This is a genomic window from Zhenhengia yiwuensis (assembly GCF_014384995.1).
Classification (GTDB): Bacteria; Bacillota; Clostridia; order Lachnospirales; family Cellulosilyticaceae; genus Zhenhengia; species Zhenhengia yiwuensis.
Window position 1 is genome coordinate 17,437 of record NZ_JACRSY010000001.1, and the last position, 25,839, is coordinate 43,275.

The following is a 25,839-nucleotide window of genomic DNA, read 5'->3' on the forward strand; positions in this document are numbered from 1 at the left end:
AACCTCCTAAAGATAAGTCAAATACATGATGTAAGTAGGGTAACATAAAAGTGAATTGTATACAAGTATAAAACTAAAATATGGAATAATAATGATTATTTTATGTTTTTTTGACATATTTAGTTAGGTAATTAAAGAATAATATATACATTTATTAAATAGTGGATAATTATTAAAGTATGTAGTATAATTTAATAAAGAAAAATATGAAAGAGGCAATAATGTTAGAAACGGTCATATTGGTACTTATATACAGTAAATATAAAAAATATAAAATTTCACCTATATTCAAACAGAAAGAAATGTACTATATATTAGGTATTGAGCTTATTTATATAGGTATTCAAATTGCGCTGTTTAAACAGCATTATGAATGGATTAAATATGCAGGTCTACTAAAAAGTATTTATCTATGCACTTATTTAGGACTGATTTTCAGATACGAACTTTATAAAGAAGCCTTAGTTGGTTCTGGCTGTGTCTTTTTAGGAGGCTTATGCAATGATATAGCCATAAAAGTCAATGGAGGGAAAATGCCTGTATTTCCAACTTTGACTTACTGGACAGGGTATGCATCTCCAGAAGCTTTTGAAAAAGCTAGGCAAGTAGCGAATGATTTTCATATTCTAGGTAGTGACCAGACTAAGTTAAAATGGTTAACAGACTGGATTGATCTAGGCTATAGCGTACTAAGTATCGGTGATGTACTGATTAGAGTATTTGTTGTACTTGTTTTATATGGGGCGATTAAAGAGATTAATAGTTCCTTGAGTCAAGAGAAAGGAATATAGGGGTAAAAGAGAAGAAATGTTAAAAGTAACGTTGATAGAATTTATTTTAAGAGGTATTCCAGAGGCTTTTATTCATCTTTTTGCGATGTATGCTTTTACTGGAGTAAAATTGGACAAGCGCCGTTATGTTAAGACAGGCATCATTTTAGCGATAATGATGCTTTTTATTAGGTTTTTACCAATTAGTTATGGTATTCATACGATCCTAATCATTATGGCTATGATTACATTATCTATTACACTGAATAAACTAGGTATTATAGAGACTATACGTGCCGCGATTATTAATGTTATTGTGCAGTTCTTGGCAGAGGGGATTAATATGCTATTAATCCAGGGAATGTTTAGAAAAAGTGTACAAGAGATAGTAAGTGATCCTATTACAAAGGTTATTTATGGTATACCATCTCTTATAATCTGGATGTTAGTTATATTTATCTACTATAAGTGGATAAGTAAAAAGAAAGGGAGAAGTCATGATTGATAAGGTGTGCACTAGGCTTTCAAATAAAATAGGTAGGGAATTGCAAGTAAGTGAGAATGAAAAGGCAGTTATCCATTACGGATTATTTGCGATTATTCATACAAGTATCTCTATAGGAGCTATTGTACTAGCAGGAAGCCTTTTAGGTGTACTTATACCTGCGCTTATACTATCTGTAACAACAGTTATTCTTAGAAAATACTCAGGTGGGGCACATGCTAGTTCACCAGAGTCATGTGCTATTATAGGTGTTATTATTTCGGTAGGAGGTGCATGGTTATTATCTAAAATGCATTGGAACTTAATAGTTGTAATAATTAGTGTACTAGTTATATTTATTCTAGGGTTTTATAAAGTCTATCAGTTAGCACCTGTTGATAGTATGGCAAAACCTATCAGAAAGCAAGAAAAGAAAGAAGCGCTTAAAAAGAAATCTATATTTACTTTAGGAGTCTACTTAGTAGGAACAATAGGTTTGCTAAGTATATATTTGACCAAACAGAAAGATATAGTATTAGTCTGGGTTATGTGTATATGCATAGGTATATTTTGGCAAATTCTTACTCTTACACCTCTTGGACATCTTATAGTAGAAAAAATAGATTTATTTTTAATACATACTATTTTAAGACGAAAAGGAGAATGTACAGATGAAAAAGATTAATGCAAAAGTTTTAATGACACTTGCAGCTGTAGCAACAGTATTTGCATCTCTTGTATCTACATCAGCATGTTTTGGGTTTACGTATCAACCAGAAGAGCCTGAATGTTTAAGAGACTAGTAAATAAAGATCGGTTTTTACCGATCTTTATTTATTGTAAAGTTAAGAGAGAGGGGAGTGAACATGCATAAACGACTAGAAGATACAAAGTATGAACAGGTTAATAATATACTTGTAGTTGTTAAGTTGTCTGCCTTGCTATTTTGTGGGATTATTTGTTTTAAATATTTAGCTACAAAAACAATTACTGGTAGTCTAGAGGAGTATGGCTCAGCTTTTTCTATGTTATTTATAGCTTTATTCCTACTTGGTATATATTTAATATGGTCAACTGTCGCTGTTAGACAATTTAGTGAAAAAAGAAAGAAGTATAAACAGGTTATTGAAAATTGTATTTTTATAGCTATCTTTTTTGTAATGATTCTTATATCAGGGGGGCCAGACAGCCCGCATAAGTTTTTATTTTTATTTACTATTATGACGACAACGATTCAGTCGGGTATGAAAAATGGGATGGTAATGGCAGCTGTATCAGCAGTACTTATATTATTAGTAGACTTAATGTTTTTTCCTGCTTTAGCAATTAATCCTTATTTTGAAGATGACCTTATTTTAGTAGGTATATTTGTCTTAACAGCTGCTCCGTTAGGCTATTATGTTAAACTTGGTAATGAGCATATAGAAGAGCTAAAAGAAATGGTAAATCGCGATGGTCTTACAAGCATGTATAATCATCGTTTTTTTCAAGATGCATTAAGAGAAAACATTCATGTAGCGTCTCAAAACAATCAACCTATTTCTATGCTTTTCTTAGATATAGATAACTTTAAATATTATAATGACCTAAATGGGCATCAAAAAGGTGATGAGGTTCTAAAAGAAGTTGCCAAGCTCATTGAAGGTAGTGTAAGAAAAGGGGATTTAGTAGCACGATATGGTGGAGAAGAATTTGCTATTATTTTGCCGAATACAGATAGAGAAGAAAGTATTAAAGTAGCTGAAACAGTTAGAAAAAAAGTGCAAGACACTTATATTATGGGGCAGGAAAATCAGCCTACAGGAAATCTTACTATTTCAATAGGTATAGCTACTTATCCAGATAACGCTAAGGATGAACTAGCACTTATTAAAAGTGCTGATGACGCCTTATATAGAGCTAAATTTTTTAAGAAGAATCGCGTAGAAGTCTATGTATCTGTACTAGATGAGTTAAAACGAGAAATTAATGATGATCATAATGAATTAGTAACTTCTATTAAGACGCTTATTAGCGTTATTAATGCGAAGGATAAATATACTTATGGACATTGTGAGCGTGTAGTGATGTATAGCCGAATTATAGCAGACTATCTCGGACTTAGTGAAAAAGACAAGAAAACGCTCGTGTATGGAGCTTATATGCATGATATAGGTAAGATTAACATTCCAGAGCAAATTCTTAACAAGAAAATGCCTTTAGATCAGGCCGAATGGGAAATGCTTAAGAAGCATCCAGAACATGGTGTAGAAATTATAAAAACAGTAGATTCTTTAAAAGAAATTATACCACTTATTTTACATCATCATGAAAAATATGACGGTACAGGCTATCCAAATGGTATGAAGGGAGAGGAGATTCCTTTATTAGCACGTATACTGACTATAGTTGATAGCTTTGATGCTATGACGTCTAATAGACCTTATCACACAAGACGTAAAAGTGATGAGGATGCATTTGCAGAACTTAGAGCATGTAAAGGTATACAGTTTGACCCAGAACTTGTAGAAACTTTTATTAAAGCTTTAACCATAGCAAAACAGGAACTTGAAATTTATAATTAGATGAAACAGTGTTTTATAAACCTTGATGAATAAAAGCCATATATAGCTAGAGTGCGTTCTAGTTATATATGGCTTTTTGTATAAGAAAAGATGTTATTTTTTTATACGTTATCAATGCTACAGAAAGCAAAAGGAAGAGGAAACCAAGATTTGATAAGCCTATTTTTCTCATGATGATAATCTATATATACTTGAAGGGGATCGCATAAAAGGTGGGTAGCCTCTAAATGGGTTAAAGATAAGTCTGCCTCTAGGGTGGTTGGCATTACGTTGATATTTTCACCTACTTCAATAAGAAGGTTTTCAGTTCCTTGAACTTCTAGTACAAGATGACCTTTTTCTAAAGCAGTATAACTCTTTTTTAAATTTAAAAAGGCGTTAATAAAATTTTGGTAGTTCAAGATATTTAAGCAGGTAGAAAGCCTAGTAGTATACCCTTCGCAGATGTTTATAAGCAGTTTAATAAGTGTTGTTTCATATGTATTAAGGCAAATAGTGCATTCATTCCAAGATAAAGTTTGCATAAGTGAGGCTAATGCTGGAATAAGTAAGTCAGAATGAGAGACATAAAAGTCTTCTATACAATTATTTTTATAAAGGACATAGCCACACAGTTCATTTTTGTTGTATATAGCAAAGGATTCACTTTTCCAGCTTCTGCAAATAGATATAAAGTTTTGGAATGAGCGTGTACTAAAAAGTGGTTTTGAATGATGCATTTTATGGATACAAGATAAAGTAGGAGTATCTAGTGCATCAAAAGATTTAAAGGTGAAATTAGGTGAAGCAACTATATGGTGGTGTCTTAAATTAGTAGCAGTAAGTGTAAAGTTTAGATGAGTCCCACTGGGTGTAAAACCAAAATATTCATAGCGCTGTTTTTGGCCACCAAGAACGGCAAAGTCAGCTTTTTCTTCATGCATTTCAGCTAAGGCGTTTGTCATAAGTTGTTTCATGTAACCTTTACTTCTTGCATCAGGGTCTACGCAGACTGTGCCAATACCAAAGCCTTTAAGATCATAGTCAAGTACATGAAGGTCCAAAGGAAAAGAACCTACAAGGGCTTTAATACCATCCTCTTCTTCAGCAAGAAAGTGGGAAGTAGCTGTATTAACAGAAGGTGAGTAAAGTTTAGGAAGAAGTGCAGGAAAATCTGTATCAAATACATAATTACCTAAATGAATAATAGCTTCTTGATCATTTGAGAGGCCTTTTCTATAAAGTGTCATAAAAACTCCTTTTGGTATTTTAAATTTTTTTATTATATTATAATATTTTATTATATGTAAAACAATATATATTAAGAGGAGTTTATATGAAAGTATTACTAGAGATAATAGCACTTATAGTAGTAGATTTTTTATTAGTTTTAACTTTGGAATTAAGTTTTTCAGCTATCTTTATGATCATAGTTTTATGGCTTGTTTATGGGATAGTTATAGTAAGGCGGTTAGCATACTCTTATAAGAAGAAGTGGTTATGTATTTTATCAAAAATATATATGTGGGGAATAGCTATTTTTGTGGGTTCATTTATCTTAATAGAAGGATTTCTTGTCTATAATATAGGACATCATCAATCAGTAGAGAGCTTAGAAGAAGTAGATTATATGATTGTACTAGGGGCTGGGCTTAGAGGAGAAGATGTATCGCCTACTTTAAAAGCTAGGTTAGATCAGGCGATAGCTTATTATAATCTTCATCCCAAAACTATGATTATTGTGTCAGGTGGGCAGGGACCAGATGAAGTCATATCAGAAGCAGAGGCAATGAGAAAATACCTAGAAGAAATGGGAATTCTAAGAGAATCTATTATAAAAGAAGACCGTTCTACAACAACACTAGAGAATATTGCATTTAGTAAAGAAATTTTGATGACGAGAGAAGAAACGGTTGAAAGTGTACTTATTATTACACATGATTATCACCTTTTTAGAGCGCAAATGCTTGCCTATTTTATGGGTTTAGAGAGTATAGGGCTATCGGCAGAAAGTAGTCTTTTAGGAAGAATCAATTATTTAATAAGAGAATACCCTACTATGATTATTGATTTTTTTAGAGTGAATGTTAATTATTAATAAAAAGATATAAAGGCTGTTACATAAAAGTGACAGCCTTTATATCTTAAACAATAATGTGGGCACTACGTTTTTTAGCGTTAGAAATAATTTGATGAATAGCATTTAACTCTTGGGTGAGTTCATCTAAGCATTCTTTATCTACATTGTAATTTAAAAAGAATGTTTCAATCTCTTTGGTTGTTTCACCAATCATATTGGTAACATGTATAAATTGAGCAAAGTTGTGACTATGTTTAGCATTTCTAAATTTCTTAAGGTCACGTTTGATAAATTCTACAACTTGCTCTTCGTCAGAGAAGATACCCTCAGGGAGAGGGTATGGTTTAATACGTTGAAGAAAATATTTATTTTTACCATTTATATTATAAGAGTAGGAGACTTCATGTTCTCCTTCTTTGAAGGTTACAAAGTACAAAATGCCCTGTACCTGTTGAACACTATCAGCACCGAGGCATCTAAGCCTTGCCTCAATGGTATCACCTTTAACAGATGAAGCATTCATAATAACACATCCTTTTCGTCATAGAATTTAAGTAAAGAAAAAAAGTAAATAAACAGTGGAGATAATAATGGAAAGAATCATAAGCGGAAAGCCCACTTTGAAGTATTTTCCAAATGAGATTTTATAGCCATTACGTTCACCAATATTAGCCAGTACAACGTTAGCTGAAGCACCAATAAGTGTACCATTTCCACCTAGGCAGGCTCCAAGAGATACGGCCCACCAAAGTGGTCTAATATCAATCCCTTGAGTACCCATTGTTAAAATAAGTGGAATAAGTGTAGCAACAAATGGGATATTGTCTAAGAAGGAAGATACAATAGCTGCTAACCAAAGGAGTAAGATCATAGTCATAATTGGTCTACCTGATGTAAGGTCGATGAGCCAAATTGCAAGGCTATGAATAATGCCTACTTCTTCAAGTCCTCCAACAAGGACAAAGAGACTTGTAAAAAAGGCAATGGTAGGCCATTCTATGCCGCAGATAATCTCTTCTACATCTTGTTTACCAATAAGTAGAAGGATGACAGCACCAGTTAAAGCTACTGTACTAGATTCAAGATCTAATGATTGGTGTGTCATAAACCCTATTAAAATAAGTGCCATAACAATAAGACTTTTAATGAGTAAGGATTTGTCTTTTATAGTTTTTTTCTCATCTAATGCTAGAATTTCTTCTTTATATTTATCATCTACCATTAAATCTTTGCGGTATAAGAAGTACAAAATAGCAATAGTAACAATGAGAATAACAAGAGCAGCTGGTCCTGTATGAGTAAGAAAATCATTGAAACTAAGCCCGGCAGCACTACCAATCATAATATTAGGAGGGTCACCTATTAAAGTAGAAGTACCTCCGATATTAGAGGCTAATATTTCTGTAATAAGAAACGGTATAGGGTTAAGTTCAAGAATTTGTGTAATAACTAAAGTCATGGGACCAATAAGCAAAACAGTCGTAACGTTATCAAGAGTAGCAGATAAAATTGCTGTAATAATGGCAAAGCTAATAAGGATTTTCCAAGCATCTCCTTTAGCTTTTTTTGCCGTATAAATGGCTATATATTCAAACAGGCCGGAGTTTTTGACAATAGACACAACAAGCATCATGCCGATAAGCACGCCTATTGTATTAAAGTCAATATAACCAATAGCGCTAGGAGCAGGTAAGATTTTTAATAATACCATTAAAATGGCTCCACTCATAGCAGCTACTGTACGGTCGATTTTCTCCGTAATAATACAAAAGAGAACAACAAGAAAAATTAAAATAGCTATAATTTGAGTAACGTTCATAAAGTGTACTCCTTTCAAGAGTTTACATGATGTCTCTAAATATTAATCTTTTTATAGGATTTGTTTTTAAGTATTTTTTCATACTTAAAACTATATTGACAGAATAGTTTTGAATAAAATTCACTTTATAAAAGTGAGGTTAGAATAGGAATAATAACTTTTTGAATGAAATAATGCAAATGCATAATTGAATAGAAGATTGTTTAAGCTATATCTAGTATGACTTAAAAGTTTTAGGCACGCCTATAGAAGATGGAGGGTTTGAAATGAATAAAAAGCATTACAAAAAAGCTTATAAAAAAGCTTATAAAAAAGCTTATAAAAAAGCGATAAAAAGGTTTAATAGAAAATCTAGAAATAATACTAATAGAACTTTATTAACGGTAGGTGCAATAGCAGGTGGTGCGGCACTTGCAACCCTTGCTGTTAAAAGTAGTAAAAACAATCAAACCTATAAAACAGCTCAAAAACAGCTTAATCTACTTCAATACGAGGAATATGGAGATAGAGAAGTATATTTTATCGGTGGTGGTTTGGCATCTTTAGCAGGTGCAGCTTATCTTATAAGAGACTGCCATTTTAAAGGCGAAAATATTCATATTATAGAAGGCTTGCATATTCTAGGTGGTAGTAATGACGGTGCAGGTAGTGAGGCTGATGGATTTGTATGTCGAGGGGGAAGAATGCTTAATGAAGAAACCTATGAGAATTTCTGGGAACTTTTTTCTAGTATTCCATCTTTGGATATGCCAGGAATGAGTGTTACAGAGGAGATTTTAAACTTCGACCACCATCACCCAACACATGCTCAGGCACGTCTTGTTGATAAAAATGGTAAAATCTTAGATGTGAAGAGTATGGGCTTTAATCAAGCTGACCGTATGGCCTTAGGCAAACTTATGATTACGCCAGAAGAAAAACTAGATGATATGACTATAGAAGAGTGGTTCGCTCATACACCTCATTTCTTTGAAACAAATTTCTGGTATATGTGGCAGACTACTTTTGCTTTTCAAAAATGGTCAAGCCTATTTGAATTTAAACGTTATATGAATCGTATGATTTTTGAATTCTCTCGCATTGAAACGTTAGAAGGTGTAACACGTACGCCTTATAATCAATATGAATCTGTTATTCTTCCGCTTAAGGCTTATTTAGATACTCATCAGGTAGATTTTAGCATTAATGCTACTGTAACGGATATTGAATTTGCAGATGGTGAAGGTATTACAGCTACAGCGCTTTACATTGAAGATTCAGAAGGTGAAAAGGTCATTAAATTAAATAAAGGTGATGTATGTATTATGACCAATGGCTCTATGACAGATAGTGCTACTTTAGGCGATCTTCATACTGCACCAGAATATAAACCTGAAGATCCAATTTCAGCTAAACTTTGGAAGAAAGTAGCGAGCAAGAAACCGAACTTAGGTAATCCTAGTCCCTTCTTTGATTATCCAGAAGAAACTAACTGGGAAAGCTTTACTGTAACATGTAAGGGTAATAAGCTCCTTAAACTTATTGAACAATTTTCAGGTAATATACCAGGAAGTGGTGCTTTAATGACCTTTAAAGATTCTAATTGGTTAATGAGTATTGTTGTAGCAGCACAGCCACATTTTAAAGCACAACCAATGGATACAACTATTTTCTGGGGATATGGTCTTTATACAGATCGCATGGGAGATTATGTGAAAAAAACAATGCGTGAATGTACAGGTGAAGAGATTCTTATAGAACTTTTACATCATTTACATTTAGAAGATAAGCAGGAAGAGATTTTAGAAACAGTTATTAATGTAATTCCATGTATGATGCCTTATATTGTTTCTCAGTTTCAACCTCGTAAAATGACAGATCGTCCAAAGGTTGTTCCAGAGGGCTCCACTAACTTTGCTATGATTAGCCAGTTTGTGGAAATTCCAGAGGATATGGTCTTTACAGAAGAATACTCTGTAAGAGCTGCACGTATTGCAGTATATACCTTATTTGGTGTGAAAGATAAAGAAATATGTCCGGTAACGCCATATAAGAAAGATCCAAAGGTTTTAAAAGAAGCCTTAAAAACATCTTATAGATAAAAGATAAGAAAAAAGTGAAAGTCTATTCAATAAAAAAAGAAGTAGAACTCAGTAAATAAGTTCTACTTCTTTTTTAGGTTATAGGATAAAAACCTTCTTTTATAACGTGATAGTTTTGCCCTCATTAAATCCATCATATGTTGTAGCATTATAGTAGCCATGAGCATTGGAATCACTATAACATACTATTGTTTTTTGTAGGTACACATCTCTTCATGTATTAAAGAGATTTACTTGCTTCTACAGCAGCGCGAATATCTTTATAAAGAGCAATAATAGCTGGATCTTCTGATGAAACTGGTAAGAATGGAAGTCTTGGATTACCGATTGGGCAGCCATCTAAACCGATAATTGTTTTGCATGCACCATACATAGATGGGAAGCTGCAAAGGCGATAAATAAATGCAGTGATTGTATTTTGTAGTTCTTGAGCTTTAGTAATTTCACCACGTACAATGAGTTCTTCTAGCTTGAGGTAAAGCTCTGGCATTGCACCATATGTGCCACCGATACCAGCATCAGCCCCCATTAAACGACCTGCTAAATATTGTTCATCAGGCCCGTTGAAAACGATGAAGTCTTTACCACCTGCTTGTTTAAAACGTAAAATGTCATGGCAAGGTTCGGAAGAGTTTTTAATACCTGCAACGCGTTCGTTTTCAAGCATACGATTAAATAAGTTCATAGAAAGGTTAAAGCCTGTGAGCTGAGGAATATTGTAGATAAAGAAAGGAAGGTCAGCTGCTTCAGTAATAGTGCTCCAGTGACGGTAAACACTTTCTTCACTTGGTCTATAGTAAACACAAGGCACAGCGGAAGTAGCAGCAGCACCAACTGCTTCAGCATGTTTAGCTAGTTCAGCTGCATGTCTGCTAGAAGGTGTACCTACATGAACAATAATATTCATTTCTTTACCGGCTTCATCCAATACTGCTTCCACAACTTGTTTACGTTCGTCATGGTCGAGTAAGAAACCTTCACCTGTACTACCACATACATACATATTTTTAACACCTTTATTGATATAGTAGCGAGTAAGTGCCTTTGTTGCTTTAAGATCGATATCACCTGTAGAAGTAAAAGGTGTATTAAGTGCAATAGTTACATTTCTAAATTGAGAAGTATTGTATTTTGACATTTTAGAGCCCCCTGATTTTTATAGGTTAGAAATATATCATAAAATTATCATAGCATCACTAAAATTGGAAATCAATAAAAATAGAAAAAAATTTTCTAGTTTAGTAAAGATAAATAGAAAAAAAGAAAATAATTTTCTTGATTAGATAAAAAGCTTATAGATGAAATTAAAATTAGAAAGAAATAGTATAAAATGAATAAATAGAATAAGGAAAAAGGAAAAAAATTCCCAAAAGCTATTGAAAAAAACTTTTTTTTATATTACCATTTATTCAGAAGAAAACATATAATTCTGAAGGAGGAAGAGCTATGACACAGTCAATATTAGAAAAACTTAAAGGTGGACTAGTGGTATCATGCCAAGCTCTTGAAAATGAACCTTTACATAGTTCTTATATTATGTCTAGAATGGCCTATGCAGCCTATTTAGGTGGTGCTGTTGGGATTAGAGCAAATACAATAGAAGATATTATAGAGATTAAGAAGGTGGTAGACCTTCCTATTATAGGTATTATTAAAGCTGAGTATGAAGATTCACAGGTATATATTACCCCAACTTTAAAAGAAGTTCAGGCGCTTGTAGAATGTGGTGTAGATATTATTGCTGTAGATGCTACGGATAGAATAAGACCAGATGGTAAAAGTTTAGATGAATTCTTTAAAGAGGTAAGGGAACTTTATAAAGACCAACTCTTTATGGCAGATTGTTCAAATTATGAAGAAGGTATACATGCAGCAGAGATTGGATTTGATTTTATTGGAACAACCTTGCATGGATATACGGACTATACAAAAGGGGTAAGCTTACCAAATTATGATTTAGTTCAGGCACTTGTAAAAGATTGTGGTAAACCAGTTATAGGTGAAGGTGGTATCTGGAGCCCGGAACAATTAAAAAGAGTAATGGACTGTGGCGTATTTACGGCAGTAGTTGGTACAGCCATTACAAGACCAATGGATATTACAAAAAAATATGTTGAAGCACTTAAAGCGTAGGTAAAGGAAATAAATTTTGGATCTATCAGATGTAAATCTGTAATCGCTATAAAACTATTTGAGAAGGTAAAATGGACTTGTCTAATGACGACAACTTTTATGTAGCTGTTATTGCAATTATTAATTCTTTTCAATGTTTCTCTCTAGTCCAGCTTTTGACATCGGGAGGATTTAACTCTTCTACAAGTACAATTATGTACTTTGTTTATGAAAAAGTTTTTAAATTTTCACAGTTTGGCTATGTCAATGTTATGGCAATTTCTAAACAAGCTAAGTTTGTAACCAATTATAGTGTTATTATGGCTGGAATAATGCTAGAGGCTATCCACTAGTGTATTAATGTTTATATGCTTTCTGAAATACTTTACTCAAGGTATTGCGATGGGAGCTGTTAAAGGATGATGAGGCATATGCCTCATCATTTTTTCGTAAAAAGTAGTTAATATAGTTTTAATCAAAGGAGATAGAATATATGATTTATGATTTATTAAAAAATATAGAACGTTATGAAGGTATTTCTAAAAATTTAGATACAGCGATTAAATTTATCAAGGAACATGATTTAGATACCTTACCATTAGGTAGAACAGATATAGATGAGCATCGTGTCTTTATTAATGTAATGGAAGCTGTAGCTAAACCAGAAGATGAAATTTATTTTGAAGTACATAAGAAGTATATGGATATACAAATTGACTTAGAGGGGATAGAAGTTATAGAAACAGCTGTAGGAGATTTAGAAGAGATTACACCTTATGATGAAGGAAAAGATATAGGATTTTATGGAGCGGTTACAAGTGCAAGATGTGTAATGGGGGCAGGAAGGTTCATTGTATGTATGGCAGAAGAGGCGCATAAACCTAGTATAGCATGCCAGGATGAAAGAACTCTTAAAAAATGTGTTATAAAAGTAGCTGTGGAGGAGTAAGAAAGATGAAAATTGTAGCACTAGATATAGGGGGGACATCTATAAAGAGTGGTTTATGGGTGGATGATATATTAGAAGATTTAAAAGAACGTGATACACAGGCGCTAAAAGGCGGGGAGCATGTTCTTCAAAGAGTAATTGAACTTATAAGTGAATATGAGAGCTTTGATGCTATAGGAATTAGTACAGCAGGTCAAGTAAATTCTAAGGAGGGGGTTATTCGATATGCTAATGAAAATATTCCGGGTTATACAGGGATGCGTATTAAAGAAAGGTTAGAAGAACGCTTTAAAGTGCCTGTGGTAGTGGAGAATGATGTGAATGCGGCTGCTATAGGAGAAGCACACTTTGGAGGTGGGCGAGAATTTAATGATTTTTTATGCCTCACTTATGGGACAGGTGTAGGTGGTGCTATTGTAATCAATAAGCAGATTTATACAGGGGCAGCTTTTTCGGCAGGAGAATTTGGTAGCATGATTATTCATCCTGAAGATAGGATAAAGAGTGATTATTTTAGTGGATGTTATGAAAAATATGCTTCTACAACGGCATTAGTTGCTAGAGCGAAGGTTTATGATGAGTCTTTAAGTAGTGGTAGGGCAATTTTTGGAAGAATAGATGAATCTGATATTCAGGATATTGTAAATGGATGGTTAGAAGAAGTAGTATATGGGCTTACTACACTTATTCATATATTTAATCCACCATGTGTTGTATTAGGAGGAGGTGTACTTGCTCAACCTTATATACTAGAAAAATTGAAAGAAATACTATACACTCAGATTATGCCAAGCTTTAAGAATGTGGTTTTAAAGCAAGCTGAACTAGGTAATCAGGCTGGAATGCTTGGAGTGATTCATCTTGCTAGAGGTTTAGAAAAAGAATGAGGTGAAAGAAGTGTCAAATCATGATTTGATTAGGCGAATAAGAGAAGACTATCCTAATTATACTAAGGCAGAGAAAAAAGTAGCAAGTTTTGTATTAGAGAATCCTAAAAAAGTACTCTTTATGTCAATATCAGATTTAGCAGATGCCTGTAAAGTAGGAGATACAAGTGTATTTAGGTTTTGTAGAAGATTAAAGTTGCAGGGATATCAAGAATTTAAAATGCAGCTCTCTTTAAGTATGCATGTAGAAAATGCTACGCTAGAAGAATTAGGAGAAGTTAGTGTTAAAGATTCTTTTGATGTGCTTGCTAAAAAAGTGCTTCAAAATAATCTAAGTGCTATTAACGAAACATATTCTTTAATTAATGCGCAGGAATTTGATAAAGCTATGCATTACATACAAGATGCCCAGCATATTCATTTTTTTGGAGTAGGAACTAGTATGCTTACAGCTATGGTGGCTATGAATAAGTTTTTAAGAATTACGCCTAATGTGCACTGTGTGATGGATTCTCATATGCAAGCCATGGCAGCATCTATGATGACACAGCGGGATGTAGCGATTATTATTTCCTATTCTGGAGCTACAAAAGATACAATTCATGTTGCAAAGCAAGCTAAAAAATCAGGGGCAAAGGTGATATGTATTACTAAGTTCGCTAAATCTCCCCTAACGGCTTATTCGGATGTAACTATATTGTGTGGCTCTAAAGAAGGACCTTTGGAAGGGGGATCTACCTCTTCGCAGATTAGTCAAATGTTCCTTATTGATTTAATGTATATGGATTTTTATAGAGGTAAATTTGAAGTAAATACTAAAAATAGACATAAGACTGCAGATGCGGTAGTCGAAAAGATTTATTAAAAAATGCTCCTGATATTTAGAATATCGGGAGCATTTTTAATTAAAGATTTAAAAGTATTGGTTGTAAATCTGAGTTGCATTTAGGTAATGCAGTAACATATTTCTCAAGATTTGGATCTTGGAAAGATGTCGATAATCTGAAAGATGTTTTATCATGATTTGCCGCTAGGCAGTTTACAACAGAGACACTTAATGTATCTATACTAGATTGAGTATAGTAGAGCTCATAATGGAAAGTATCAGTACCTTGACTAGTAGGAATAAGTGCTAAAGTAGCACAATCTGTACTTTGCTCTAAAGTAGTATGAGTAAGGTGACAATTTGCAAGATCGTGTTGCTCAACGTCAGATTGTTTTAGTTTTAGTGTAATAAGTTCATTATGATTAAAGCTTAATAGATTTAGATTGAGAAGGAGGAAGCCTCCTTTTTTTATGTTTACATCTAGAAGTTTATACCAGTTATCTGGATGAGAAATTGCATGATGATGTCCTTGTGAATAAACAGGATATTGATGTATTGTGCTTAGTGCTTGATGATCGTAGCTTCTTGTATTTTGCATAATAAGTGGAAGGAAGCAGGTTAGGTTATAGAAAACAATAGAACCTTTTTGCTCACCAAGTAAATAGAGTTCATGTTTTTTCTCATCATAGGTCATACAAGTGTAGCCATCATTAGGCATATGTATAATTTCTGCAATGTAATTCCAGTGAGTATAGTTGTCACTGCACATAAGTGTAAGCTTATTGCGCTCCCATGGAGAGTGAGTTTGTTGTGGAGCAGTATGAAGTGCGTAAGTTTTTTGGTTTGGAGCAGTAATCTTAAGGAAAGCAGATTGGCAACCACCAAATTCTAATAATGTATCATGGCTTATATGTGGGGTCCAAGTTTTACCTAAATCATTTGTTACATAGAAGCCGCGTGCTTCAGTAAGTGGAGAACGACAAGAAATAAGAATTTCATTTGGTTTGTACTCTACAACTGCACTTTCGGAAGTGTAAGTATCTATAAGTGTTTCGCATTTTTCCCAAGTTAGACCGTGGTCTTTAGAGTAGATGATACCTGCTTGAGAACGATTGCGATGAGGGACAGGCACCCATCTTTGAATAGGGATAACAAGTGTACCGTCCTGGAGTTGAATGCCGTTACCAGGGCCTTGGAAGAAGAGGATACAGTCATCATCATAGAAATGTCTAAGACTGATTTCTTCTGACCATGTTAGTCCATCATCATCAGAATACTTATAAACGAAACTTTGATGCTTATTGTCTGTGGAGTCTAGGTGCATGTGTAAATCTAAAGAAAGTGCAAATAAAAAGATTCTTCCTGTTACTTTGTCAACTACAATACAACCATCCATTTTACGAGAATGTTCATGGATGCTGTTATTTTTGAAAACAATTTGTTTATCTATCCAAGTTTTTCCACCATCTTCACTACGGGCAATACCTATATCAATTTGGTTGTAGTCACTTCCGTCTGTATAGCGTACATCACTGCCTGCAATAAGTGCTCCTTTAGGAGTTGATGTGAGAAAAGGAATTCTGAAGTATTTAGAATTAAAGTCTTTTAAAGGTTCAAAAACAACTGTAGAGTCTAATGTAATTTGTGAGGCCATATCATGAGGCTCCTTTCTGAGAAAATTAAGTAAATCATATACTAAAATAACAACATGCACAATAGAAAAAACATAATTTAGTAAAAATTAAGTTCTTGTTTTACTAAAATAGACAACTGAGATTATTTAGTAAAAGATTGATAAATTACAACATTTTTAGTAAAAATAAGACAAATATCTTGAAATTATATGTGATATATGCTAATTTATATATAAATAAATAAAAAAAAGCTATTTTTTTAGTAAAATGCACAATGAGCATTAAGAATAATTAACTAAAAGCAAATGTACATTAACTAAAAAATAAGTGAATTCCTGTAAACATTCTTTTGGACAAAAAAGTACATAAGTAAAATAATGTAAGTTATTAACAAATCCTTAATTGTACATATTTAACAGGAAATCGCAAAGTATTTGTTGGATTATATATTTAAAGAAGTTATAACACTTTTTAAATATGTCATAAAACAGATGGTAAAAATATAGTTTTAAGTACTTCATATGATAAAATGCATCTACTATAAGCAGAAGGTAATGCGGGAGATGTAGGAAACATACATTATTCAGAGCTTGGATAATGTATGACTTTTTAGGTTATGACAGAAGGTATAAGACAACAGGGGAAAAGTAACTGTAAGTAGTAAGAAATTCATTAGAATGGACAAGAAGCTTGAACTAGTTTAAACGTCATTCTCTAAAAAAGAATGGCTAAAAATAAAAAAGGAGTAGTTAATATGAATAAGAATTTTAAAAAAGCTCTTACTCTTGGGCTTGCATGCACTATGATTCTTACAGGCTGTGCTGGGGGACAAGAAGGTAGCAAAACCGAAACAGCTGGTAAAGGGAGTGAATCAGATTCAGTAGTTATCCGTTTTGGATCACATGCTGGTAACTCTATGAATCCAGATTACAAAGATCCTGTAACAGGCGAATATGCGATGAGTGAAGAATATCGTGAGATAACACTTGCAGCAATGAAAAAAGTTGAAGATGAATTAAATGTAAAAATTGAGTGGGTACAGTTCCCGGGAGAAACAACAGAGGTATTACTTCAAAGTGTTATGGCTGGGGATCCAGTTGCTGATGTTGTTAACCTTTATGCGAACTCACAAGGAACTATTTTAGGACAAAATATTCTTCAACCACTCGATGATTATTTAGAGTATTTTAATGAAGAAGCGCCTGCGGCACTTTATGGAAAACATTATTTCCTTTCTGTAGCAGGTGACTATACACATCCATTATCACCATTGTTCTACAATATTGATTACATTGAACAAGTTGATGCTTTAAAAGAAAATGGGAAAACTGTTTATCCAACAGACCTTTACAAAGCTGGTAAATGGACATGGAGTACATTTGAAGATTATTTAGCAAAAATCGAAGCACACTATGCAAACAGTCAAGCGCCAGAAAGACCAGAAAAACGTATTGATGCCTATAGAACAGACTATACAGAAACACTTATCCAAGCTATGCACTCAGCAGGTGGTAGTATCTACGGTGACGAGGGGCTTGCAATTGAATCACAAGAAACTAAAGATGCTGTTGCATTCGTACAAAGACTTGTAGATAAAAAACTCTTAGTTTGTGAATTACAAGAAGGTACAAGTAACAGACCATACAATGCACAAGGAGCACCATTTAATCAAGGTGAGTCAGTATTTACAAATATTGAAGACTGGCGTTCAGGTGAAGCAGCAACTAAAGCAGCAGAACGTGGACAATCTATTGGTTTCATTCCATTCCCAAGACCAGATCATATGGAGTTTGATGATCCTAATTATCGCCAAGTTCGTACAGGTGGAGAAAGTTGGGGAATCTTAAGAGGTGTGGATGAAGAAAAAATTCCTTTAGCTATCCAAGCTTATGAAATGTTTATGGCTGAAGAAACAAGACTAAAAAAAGAACTTGAAGCAGGTACATCTTCAGAAATTAAATTAACAATTGATATCTATCATCCAGAAATTGGTGCAGATATGGAAGCAATCTATAAAGAAAGTATCGCTAGAACAAAAGTTAATGAATTCTCTAATATGACAGGAGTTTATTGGGATTTCATGCAAATTGCAGGTGATGCAATCTATGGTATTGGTGGCTCACCAAGCTATGATGTAGCGATTGAAGCTAAAAAAGCACTTATTACAGACAAAATCAGTACTGTAGAAAAACTTCTTAATACAACAGAAGCAAAAGATAATATTCCACCAGCATTTACAGAAATCGAAGCAGGTAAATCTTATACATTACCAGTAGGTACAGATCCGTCTTCAATTGAATGGAGTGCAAATTACACAGTAGCAGATAACTTAGATGGTGAGCTTGATGCAAGCCAAATGACAATTGATACATCAGCAGTAGACTTTAATACACCAGGTATTTATCAAGGCGGTGTAATTGGTACATTAAAAGATTCAAATGATAATGAAGGTAAAGTAAAAATTAATGTTGTAATCTACGATGCAAATAATACAACAGCACCAACATTAACAGCTAAAGAAGCACCAAGAACAATTGCATTAAATGAAGATACAGCAACCATTAACTGGGCTAATGACTTTGTTGAAACAGCAGTAGATAAAGATGGTTTAGACCTTAAAGCAAATGTTGTAGCAGATTTATCAGAACTGGATACAACAGCAGCTGGTACATATAATGTTATGCTTTCAGTAACAGACTATGCAGGTAATGAAGCAAGTCAAACAGTAGAAGTTGTTGTTGAATAATAAATTTGTTTTTTAGGAGGCGAGGCAATGAAAAAAAGGCTTATCGGCTTTGGACTGACACTGGTTGCCCTAGCTGCCATTGGTTTTAGCTACAAAAATGCAAGTGATTCAAAACAAGGCATCTATACAATAGGTGTATCTGAAAGAGAAACTTTCTATGAAAGTACCTATCAATCTTACCTTGAGGCCAATGGCTATCAAGGTAAGATGGCAACTGGGGAAGTAGCAGTAGACCTTAGTCAGTATAGTGTTTCAGAAAATGCAGTAGCTACATTAGAACCAAATGGCATTAGTACATCAGAACAAGGAAAAGTGACATGGCAATTTGAAGTAGACACACCAGGGTTTTATAATCTGGAAATCGGATATGTTCCATTAGAAGGAACTAACTCAAGTGTTGAACGTAAGTTATACCTTGATGGTGAAAGTTTCTTTAAAGGAATGGAACAAATAAGTTTTGATAGAAGCTGGGTTAATGAAAGTGACGAAATAGAAGTTAGAAGAAATGATGAAGTAAGACCAAACACTATTGAAAAAGTAGGAGAACAAGTAGTATTTATTGAAGATAGTCAAAAAAGAGTGGCAGAACCTTATAAATTCTATTTATCAAAGGGTACACATACTCTTACACTAGAAGCTGTTAAAGAGCCTATGTGTGTTACAGGTATTACTTTTAAAGAAGCGCCAGAACTTATAAGCTATGATGAAAAGATTGAACAGTTAAAAGAAGAGTATCCAGTTTATGGTGGTAGTCTACTGATTGGACAAGCTGAGCGTGTAGATGGCATGACAACAAATGTTGTGAAATCATCAAGATCTATTCTTATGAATTCAAACTACTCAAGTCCAAGACTTCAGCCAGCACATGCTTACAATATTGTCTTTAATACAATTGGTGGTGACAGCTGGAAGACACCAGGAGATGCTGTAACATGGGAGATTGAAGTGCCTGAAAAAGGGCTTTATCAATTAAGCTTTACAGCAAGACAAAATATCAATCGAGGTAGTGTATCTTACAGAAGACTTAAAGTAAATGGCGAAGTGCCATTCAAAGAAGCAAATAGCATTGGTTTCCCATACTCAACAGAATTTGTTAACTACATTATTGGAGACGAAAATGGAGCTTACCTCATTCCACTTGAACAAGGGAAGAATACGATTACTTTTGAAACAGTACTTGGTGAATTTGACAGAGCTGCAACAGAAGTAGAAGAGTGTTTATTTATTATGAATGAAACTTATCGTAAGATCATTCAATTAACAGGTACAGTACCTGACCAATACATCGATTATGAGATTGATAAAAAGCTTCCAGAAGTTAAACAAGTTTTTGAACAAGAAGCTATAAGACTTAATAGCCTTTTAGAAGATGTTATTGCGGTGACAGGTGAGAAAGGTGAAGAAGCTGTTATTTTAGAAAAACTAGCTTATCAGCTTACTAACTTAGCAAAAGATCCAAATAAAGTTGTAAAAGAAATTGAGCAGCTTAAAAACAATATTTCTTCATTAGGTCTTTGGAATATGGATATTGCTTCTATGCCACTTGAAGTGGATACGATTACATTAAGTAAAGAAAATGATGAGCTTATCCAAACAATTCCAGGATTCTTTGAAAAATTTATGCATGAAACAAAGCGTTTTGCAGCAACATTCTTTGGTGATAATACATCATTCTCGGATGAAGCTGGAAAAGATGAACGTTCTGTTAAAGTATGGATTGGTACAGGGGCTGTAGCAGGGGCTACGACTGGATCAGGTCGTGACCAAGCACAAGTTCTTATGAACCTTGTAGAAGAAGCCTTTACACCTCGTACAGGTATTAATGTTCAATTAGAACTTATTCCTGATAGTGTTATTATTCCAGCTACACTTGCTGGTGAAGGGCCAGATGTTGTTATTGGTCTCCCAGACACACAAGCTATGAATTTTGCAGTACGTAATGCATTAGTAGATTTATCTCAATTTGAAGATTTTGAAGAAATTGCAAGCAGATATTATCCAAGTGCTTTTGAAAGCATTACTTACCAAGATGGTGTTTATGGGTTACCAGAACAGCAAACATTCATGATGATGTTTTATAGAAATGATATTTTACAAGAACTTGGGCTTGAGGTACCAAAAACATGGGAAGAAGTTAAAGATATGATTCCTATTTTACAAGCTAATAACTATGATTTTTATATGCCATCAACAGGTTTATATCCTTCACTCGTTTACCAAGCAGGTGGAGATTTATACTTAGGAGAAGGTAAAGATTATGGTATTGAAACAGGTTTATATGAAGAAGAAGCCATGCAAGCCTTTAAAGAGCTTACACAATTCTTCACAAGCTATCATTTACCAGTTGTAGCAGACTTCTCAAACCGTTTTAGAACAGGGGAAATGCCGATAGGGGTTGCTCCATATAGTACATATACACAGCTTCAAGTATTCGCATCTGAAATTAAAGGTCTTTGGTCATTCGGTCCAATTCCAGGTAAGGTAAATGAGGACGGAGAGATTAACAATACATTCGTAACCGCAACAAGCCAAGCTATGATGATGGATGTAGCAAAAGATAAAGAAGCAGCTTGGGAATTTATGAAATGGTGGGTAGATACAGAAACTCAACTTCAATATGCAACAACAACAGAAGGGATCATGGGACCTGCAGCACGTTATCCATCTGCAAATGTAGAGGTTCTTAGACAGTTACCTTGGTCACGTAGTGAAATTGAAGCGTTAGAAACTCAGTTTAAAGCAACAAAAGGGGTACCAGAAGTACCAGGTGCTTATATGACAACACGTATGGTGGATTATGCATTCAAAAATGTTGTGACAGATGGACAAAATCCTAGAGAAGCCCTATACCTCAATGCTAAGACAATCAATGAGGAATTAACAAAGAAACGTAATGAGTTTGGTTTATCTACACTAGAAAATAATGAGTAGCATTAGGAGGGTAGAATGAAAACACTAACCAGTACAAATCAAAAAGTAGAAAGAGAGAAAAAAGTAAAAGTCTCTTTTAAAGAAGCCTGGAGTCTACATAAAGAAAAATATTTATTAATCGCGCCTTTTGCTATCATATTTGTGATCTTCAACTTAGTGCCTGTTGCAGTTGCAATGGGCCTGAGCTTCACATCTTTTAATATGTTAGAAGCGCCTGACTTTATAGGACTTGCAAACTACATACAGCTTTTAGCTTATGATGATGTTTTCTTAATAGCAGTCAAAAATACACTTTTATTAGCAATTATTACAGGACCTATTAGTTATTTGATGTGTTTCCTTTTCGCGTGGCTTATTAATGAACTTCCACCAAAACCACGTGCCATTTTAACACTTATTTTCTATGCACCATCTATATCTGGTAATGTGTATATGATCTGGAAACTTATCTTCTCATCTGATATGTATGGTTTTGCTAATGCATGGCTAATCAAAATGGGAATTATTGATTCACCGATTTTATGGTTTGAAACTGCAGAATATATTTTACCGATTTTAATCCTTGTTCAGTTATGGCTAAGCCTTGGTGTAAGTTTCCTTGCTTTTATCGCTGGTTTACAGACTGTAGACAAATCACTTTATGAAGCAGGTGCAGTAGACGGTATTAAAAATAGATGGCAAGAACTTTGGTATGTTACATTACCATCTATGAAGCCACAGCTTATGTTCGGTGCAGTTATGCAGATTACAAATTCACTTTCTATCTCTGCAATTTCTATAGAGTTAGTTGGATTCCCATCTATTGACTATGCTGGACATACAATCCTAACACACTTACATGACTTCGGTAATGTAAGGTTTGAGATGGGTTATGCAAGTGCTATAGCCACTGTACTATTCTTGATAATGCTTATAGCTAATATTTTAGTTCAAAAATTATTAAGAAAGGTTGGGGACTAAGATGCAGATTATTGACAGAGTAAAAAGTAGTATAAAGAGTAGAAAATTTACACGAAGAAATAGAAGTATTGGGGGAGACCTGGGGTTAATGGTCTTACTTGGAGCTTTTGCACTTTTTAGTGCTTATCCTCTTATTTATGCCATTAACAATGCCTTTAAACCTTTAAGTGAGATCTTCTTATTCCCACCTAAACTTTTTGTGCAGAATCCAACAATGGATAACTTCTTTGATTTATCAACAATTATTGGAAACTCATGGGTACCTTTCTCAAGGTATATGTTTAATACACTTTTTATTACGATATTAGGAACAGGCGGTACAGTTTTACTTGGGACAATGGCGGCTTATCCTTTAGCAAAATATAATTTCCCAGGTTCTAAAGTTATGTCTAACATCATTGTTTACGCACTTATGTTCAACAGCACAGTTACAGCAATCCCTAACTACATCATTATGAGTAAAGCGGGACTTGTGAATACTTACTGGGCAGTTATTCTCCCAGTTATTGGTTCAACACTTGGACTTTATCTGATGAAGAACTTCATCGTACAAATTCCAACATCACTGATTGAAGCAGCTAAAATTGATGGTGCAGCTGAATTTAGAGTTTTCTGGACCGTTATTATTCCATTATGCAAGCCAGCTTGGATTACACTTTGTATTTTATCTTTCCAAACTCTATGGGGAGCAACAGGTGGTAACTTCATTTATTCTGAAAACTTAAAGCCTATTAGTTATGCTCTTTCACAAGTTGTAGGTGGAGGGATTGCAAGAACAGGGGTAGCATCGGCAGTATCCCTTATTATGATGATTGTGCCGGTAACGGTATTTGTTATCTCACAAAGCAATGTCATTGAGACAATGGCAAGTTCTGGTATGAAAGACTGATAAAGGAGTGGGTAAATTGAGAACAAGAAAAAAACTTATAGCCTTAATCTTTACCACGATTTTAATGCTTCAAAACATTGTATTTGCCCAAAATACCGTAGAAACAACTTATAACTACAATTGGTGGGGAAATGGAATTGAAGATATTCCTTTCTTTGAACTTTATAAAACAATTGATAAGGAAGCTATGGGGGATATTACCCTTTCAGGGATGGATGATGTAACTGTTGTAGGGGATAGAATTTATATAATCGATACAACAGAATCACGTCTTAATGTTTTTAATACAGAGTTTGAATTAATAAATAGTATTAAAGTTGTACGTAATGCAGAAGGAAAGATTGCAATCGATCCTAAGACAAAAAGCCAAGTCACTTTAAAAAACCCAGAGGGTGTCTTTATTCATGAACAAAACGAAGAAATCTACATTGCAGATACAGGTAATGAGAGAATCGTTATTTTAAATGAAAAAGATTTTACCCTTAAACGTATTATTAATAAACCAGATAATATGGTAGGGCAAACAAGCTTTAAACCTTCTAAAATTGCGGTAGACCGCATTAATAGAATTTATATTATTGTACAGTCTGGATTCGAAGGGATTATAGAGCTTACTAGTGAAGGTGAATTCACAAGATACTTTGGGGTAAATAAGCCAAAAGTAGACTTAATGGATCACTTCTGGAGAAACATGGCTTCAGAAGAACAAAAAGCAAAAATGCAAAAAGTTTTAGCACCATCTTTCAATAATATTGAAATTGATGATGAAGGCTTTATCTATGCGACTACTTTTGACACAAGTGCAAAAGATATGGTATTTAGATTAAATCCAAAAGGTGAAAATGTACTTCGTGAAAATGGGGCATGGCCAGTACGTGGAGACTTAATAGACAAAACGGAATTAGTTGTAACACAATCACCAAGTAAATTTGTAGATATTGCACTTACAGATTACGGTACTTATGCACTTCTAGATAAAAATAATGGGCGTGTATTCATTTACAACTTTGACGGGGAGCTTATGAATGTCTTTGGCAAAAAAGGTTTCATGAAAGGCGAACTGAATGACCCAACATCCTTAGCATGGATGGGAGATAATCTTATTGTAACAGATAAACAAATGAAATGTGCTTATGTTTATAAACCAACACAATTTGGTGAGTTAGCACTTCGTGCATCTGAGGCTTACTATAACGGTGAGTGGGATAAAGCAACAGAACTTTTAGAAGAAGCAATTAGTATCAACGGAAACTTTGAAATGGCGTATACAACTATTGGTAAATCTTACCTTATGAAAGAAGACTATGATACAGCAATGTATTACTTCAAATTAGGTAATAATCGAGAATATTATTCTAAAGCTTTTAATGGTTATCGTAGTATATGGATTCAAGAGAATTTTGGATGGATCTTTGCAGGTATGATCCTTGTAGTAGTAGGCGTTGCATACTCTGAATACCGCTATTTTAAAAAGCAAAGAAAATAAGGAGGGGTTGAAATGAAACAATTTATTGAAGATTTTAAATACTTAAAGTATACAATTTTCCACCCGTTTGATGCTTTTTATGAAATTAAATGGCGTGGTAAAGGTAATATGCTTTTAGCAACTTTATTACTTGTACTTTATAGTATCGTGCAAGTTATAAGTTATCAATATACAGGATTTATTATGAATGAAAATCCATTATTTGAAATGAATAGTATTGCGATTATTGTCATAGCTGTTGCACCATTATTCTTATTCATGATAAGTAACTGGAGTGTATCTACACTTTACAATGGTAAAGCAAAGATTAAAGATCTTTATGTTTTAGTAGCCTATTCACTCTTTCCAATAATTATTATTAATGTCATTACAATGCTTTTAAGTAACATTGTAATTATGGAAGAGGCTAGTTTAGTATTTGCTTTTGGCACAATAGGAACACTATGGTTTTTGTTCTTAATGTTTACAGGCTTGACAACTATGCATGAGTTTACATTAAAAGAAAATATTATGACACTTCTAGCAACAGCTGTTGCAGCTATTATTATTATCTTTTTATGTGTTCTTTATTTTTCTCTTATGGAACAAGTTATTAACTTTGTGACAACAATTAGCCAAGAATTCATGAGAAGGTGGTGATAG

At 33.9% G+C, this 25,839-nt stretch carries 23 protein-coding genes; 18 read left to right on the top strand and 5 right to left on the bottom strand.

Annotation, left to right across the window (positions count from 1 at the left end):
• The first annotated feature begins 221 nt into the window (after positions 1-221).
• The 5 genes from H8718_RS00075 to H8718_RS00095 all read left to right on the top strand — a co-directional run bounded on the left by H8718_RS00075 (position 222) and on the right by H8718_RS00095 (position 3,818).
• The gene (locus tag H8718_RS00075; RefSeq protein WP_177671313.1) at positions 222-791 is read left to right on the top strand and encodes a DUF5317 family protein; all 570 of its coding nucleotides are present in this window, start codon (positions 222-224) and stop codon (positions 789-791) included.
• A gap of 16 nt (positions 792-807) precedes the next feature.
• Positions 808-1,275 (top strand): hypothetical protein, encoded by a 468-nt coding sequence (locus H8718_RS00080; protein ID WP_177671312.1) that lies wholly within the window; start codon positions 808-810, stop codon positions 1,273-1,275.
• The gene (locus H8718_RS00085) at positions 1,268-1,939 is read left to right on the top strand and encodes an accessory gene regulator ArgB-like protein (protein ID WP_177671311.1); all 672 of its coding nucleotides are present in this window, start codon (positions 1,268-1,270) and stop codon (positions 1,937-1,939) included. Before H8718_RS00080 ends, H8718_RS00085 begins: the two co-directional genes overlap by 8 nt.
• Entirely contained in the window at positions 1,926-2,057 is a 132-nt protein-coding gene (locus H8718_RS00090; RefSeq protein WP_249331075.1) for a cyclic lactone autoinducer peptide, read from the top strand. The genes H8718_RS00085 and H8718_RS00090 overlap by 14 nt, the downstream gene beginning before the upstream one ends.
• A 63-nt stretch (positions 2,058-2,120) precedes the next feature.
• Positions 2,121-3,818 (top strand): bifunctional diguanylate cyclase/phosphohydrolase, encoded by a 1,698-nt coding sequence (locus H8718_RS00095; protein WP_249331076.1) that lies wholly within the window; start codon positions 2,121-2,123, stop codon positions 3,816-3,818.
• 101 nt (positions 3,819-3,919) lie between these two features.
• On the opposite strand, the gene H8718_RS00100 is transcribed toward H8718_RS00095, so the two are convergent.
• Complete coding sequence (locus tag H8718_RS00100; protein WP_249331077.1) at positions 3,920-5,047, bottom strand: GNAT family N-acetyltransferase; 1,128 nt, start codon at positions 5,045-5,047, stop codon at positions 3,920-3,922.
• Between the two features lie 86 nt (positions 5,048-5,133).
• Between H8718_RS00100 and H8718_RS00105 the strand changes: the two genes are divergently transcribed.
• Positions 5,134-5,895, top strand: a complete 762-nt coding sequence (locus H8718_RS00105) for a YdcF family protein (protein ID WP_249331078.1) — start codon at positions 5,134-5,136, stop codon at positions 5,893-5,895.
• A 46-nt stretch (positions 5,896-5,941) separates the two neighbouring features.
• On the opposite strand, the gene H8718_RS00110 is transcribed toward H8718_RS00105, so the two are convergent.
• Entirely contained in the window at positions 5,942-6,400 is a 459-nt protein-coding gene (locus H8718_RS00110) for a hypothetical protein (RefSeq protein ID WP_177671306.1), read from the bottom strand.
• A gap of 27 nt (positions 6,401-6,427) precedes the next feature.
• Positions 6,428-7,696, bottom strand: coding sequence for an ArsB/NhaD family transporter (locus tag H8718_RS00115; RefSeq protein ID WP_249331079.1), 1,269 nt, complete (start codon positions 7,694-7,696; stop codon positions 6,428-6,430).
• A 266-nt stretch (positions 7,697-7,962) separates the two neighbouring features.
• Here H8718_RS00115 and H8718_RS00120 point away from each other — a divergent pair, with 266 nt between their 5' ends.
• A complete protein-coding gene (locus tag H8718_RS00120) occupies positions 7,963-9,777 on the top strand; it encodes an oleate hydratase (protein WP_249331080.1) in 1,815 nt (604 codons plus the stop codon).
• Between the two features lie 220 nt (positions 9,778-9,997).
• On the opposite strand, the gene H8718_RS00125 is transcribed toward H8718_RS00120, so the two are convergent.
• Complete coding sequence (locus tag H8718_RS00125; protein WP_177671303.1) at positions 9,998-10,915, bottom strand: dihydrodipicolinate synthase family protein; 918 nt, start codon at positions 10,913-10,915, stop codon at positions 9,998-10,000.
• 308 nt (positions 10,916-11,223) lie between these two features.
• On the opposite strand from H8718_RS00125, the gene H8718_RS00130 reads away from it, so the two are divergent.
• From H8718_RS00130 to H8718_RS00150, 5 genes are all read left to right on the top strand, one after another.
• The gene (locus H8718_RS00130) at positions 11,224-11,910 is read left to right on the top strand and encodes an N-acetylmannosamine-6-phosphate 2-epimerase (protein WP_177671302.1); all 687 of its coding nucleotides are present in this window, start codon (positions 11,224-11,226) and stop codon (positions 11,908-11,910) included.
• A gap of 71 nt (positions 11,911-11,981) precedes the next feature.
• The gene (locus H8718_RS00135; protein ID WP_249331081.1) at positions 11,982-12,242 is read left to right on the top strand and encodes a hypothetical protein; all 261 of its coding nucleotides are present in this window, start codon (positions 11,982-11,984) and stop codon (positions 12,240-12,242) included.
• Positions 12,243-12,382: 140 nt separating this feature from the next.
• A complete protein-coding gene (locus H8718_RS00140) occupies positions 12,383-12,838 on the top strand; it encodes a YhcH/YjgK/YiaL family protein (RefSeq protein ID WP_177671300.1) in 456 nt (151 codons plus the stop codon).
• Positions 12,839-12,843: 5 nt separating this feature from the next.
• A complete protein-coding gene (locus tag H8718_RS00145) occupies positions 12,844-13,725 on the top strand; it encodes an ROK family protein (RefSeq protein WP_249331082.1) in 882 nt (293 codons plus the stop codon).
• Between the two features lie 10 nt (positions 13,726-13,735).
• Positions 13,736-14,590 carry a MurR/RpiR family transcriptional regulator gene (locus tag H8718_RS00150; RefSeq protein ID WP_177671298.1) on the top strand — a complete coding sequence of 285 codons (855 nt, stop codon included), beginning with the start codon at positions 13,736-13,738 and terminating at the stop codon, positions 14,588-14,590.
• A 40-nt stretch (positions 14,591-14,630) separates the two neighbouring features.
• Here the strand turns inward: H8718_RS00150 and H8718_RS00155 are convergent, their stop codons facing one another.
• Positions 14,631-16,205 (bottom strand): sialidase family protein, encoded by a 1,575-nt coding sequence (locus H8718_RS00155; protein ID WP_177671297.1) that lies wholly within the window; start codon positions 16,203-16,205, stop codon positions 14,631-14,633.
• 734 nt (positions 16,206-16,939) lie between these two features.
• Between H8718_RS00155 and H8718_RS00160 the strand changes: the two genes are divergently transcribed.
• The 6 genes from H8718_RS00160 to H8718_RS00185 are packed head-to-tail and all read left to right on the top strand — an operon-like array spanning position 16,940 to position 25,836.
• Positions 16,940-18,931, top strand: a complete 1,992-nt coding sequence (locus H8718_RS00160) for a hypothetical protein (protein ID WP_249331083.1) — start codon at positions 16,940-16,942, stop codon at positions 18,929-18,931.
• Positions 18,932-18,958: 27 nt separating this feature from the next.
• Positions 18,959-21,862: an extracellular solute-binding protein gene (locus H8718_RS00165; protein WP_249331084.1), complete on the top strand. Its 2,904-nt coding sequence runs from the start codon at positions 18,959-18,961 to the stop codon at positions 21,860-21,862.
• Positions 21,863-21,877: 15 nt separating this feature from the next.
• Positions 21,878-22,822: a carbohydrate ABC transporter permease gene (locus H8718_RS00170; protein ID WP_249331085.1), complete on the top strand. Its 945-nt coding sequence runs from the start codon at positions 21,878-21,880 to the stop codon at positions 22,820-22,822.
• Between the two features lies 1 nt (position 22,823).
• On the top strand, positions 22,824-23,711 hold the full coding sequence (locus H8718_RS00175; RefSeq protein ID WP_177671293.1) for a carbohydrate ABC transporter permease: 888 nt from the start codon (positions 22,824-22,826) through the stop codon (positions 23,709-23,711).
• 16 nt (positions 23,712-23,727) lie between these two features.
• The gene (locus H8718_RS00180) at positions 23,728-25,197 is read left to right on the top strand and encodes an NHL repeat-containing protein (RefSeq protein ID WP_177671292.1); all 1,470 of its coding nucleotides are present in this window, start codon (positions 23,728-23,730) and stop codon (positions 25,195-25,197) included.
• A gap of 12 nt (positions 25,198-25,209) precedes the next feature.
• A complete protein-coding gene (locus H8718_RS00185; RefSeq protein WP_177671291.1) occupies positions 25,210-25,836 on the top strand; it encodes a YIP1 family protein in 627 nt (208 codons plus the stop codon).
• Positions 25,837-25,839 lie beyond the last annotated feature (3 nt).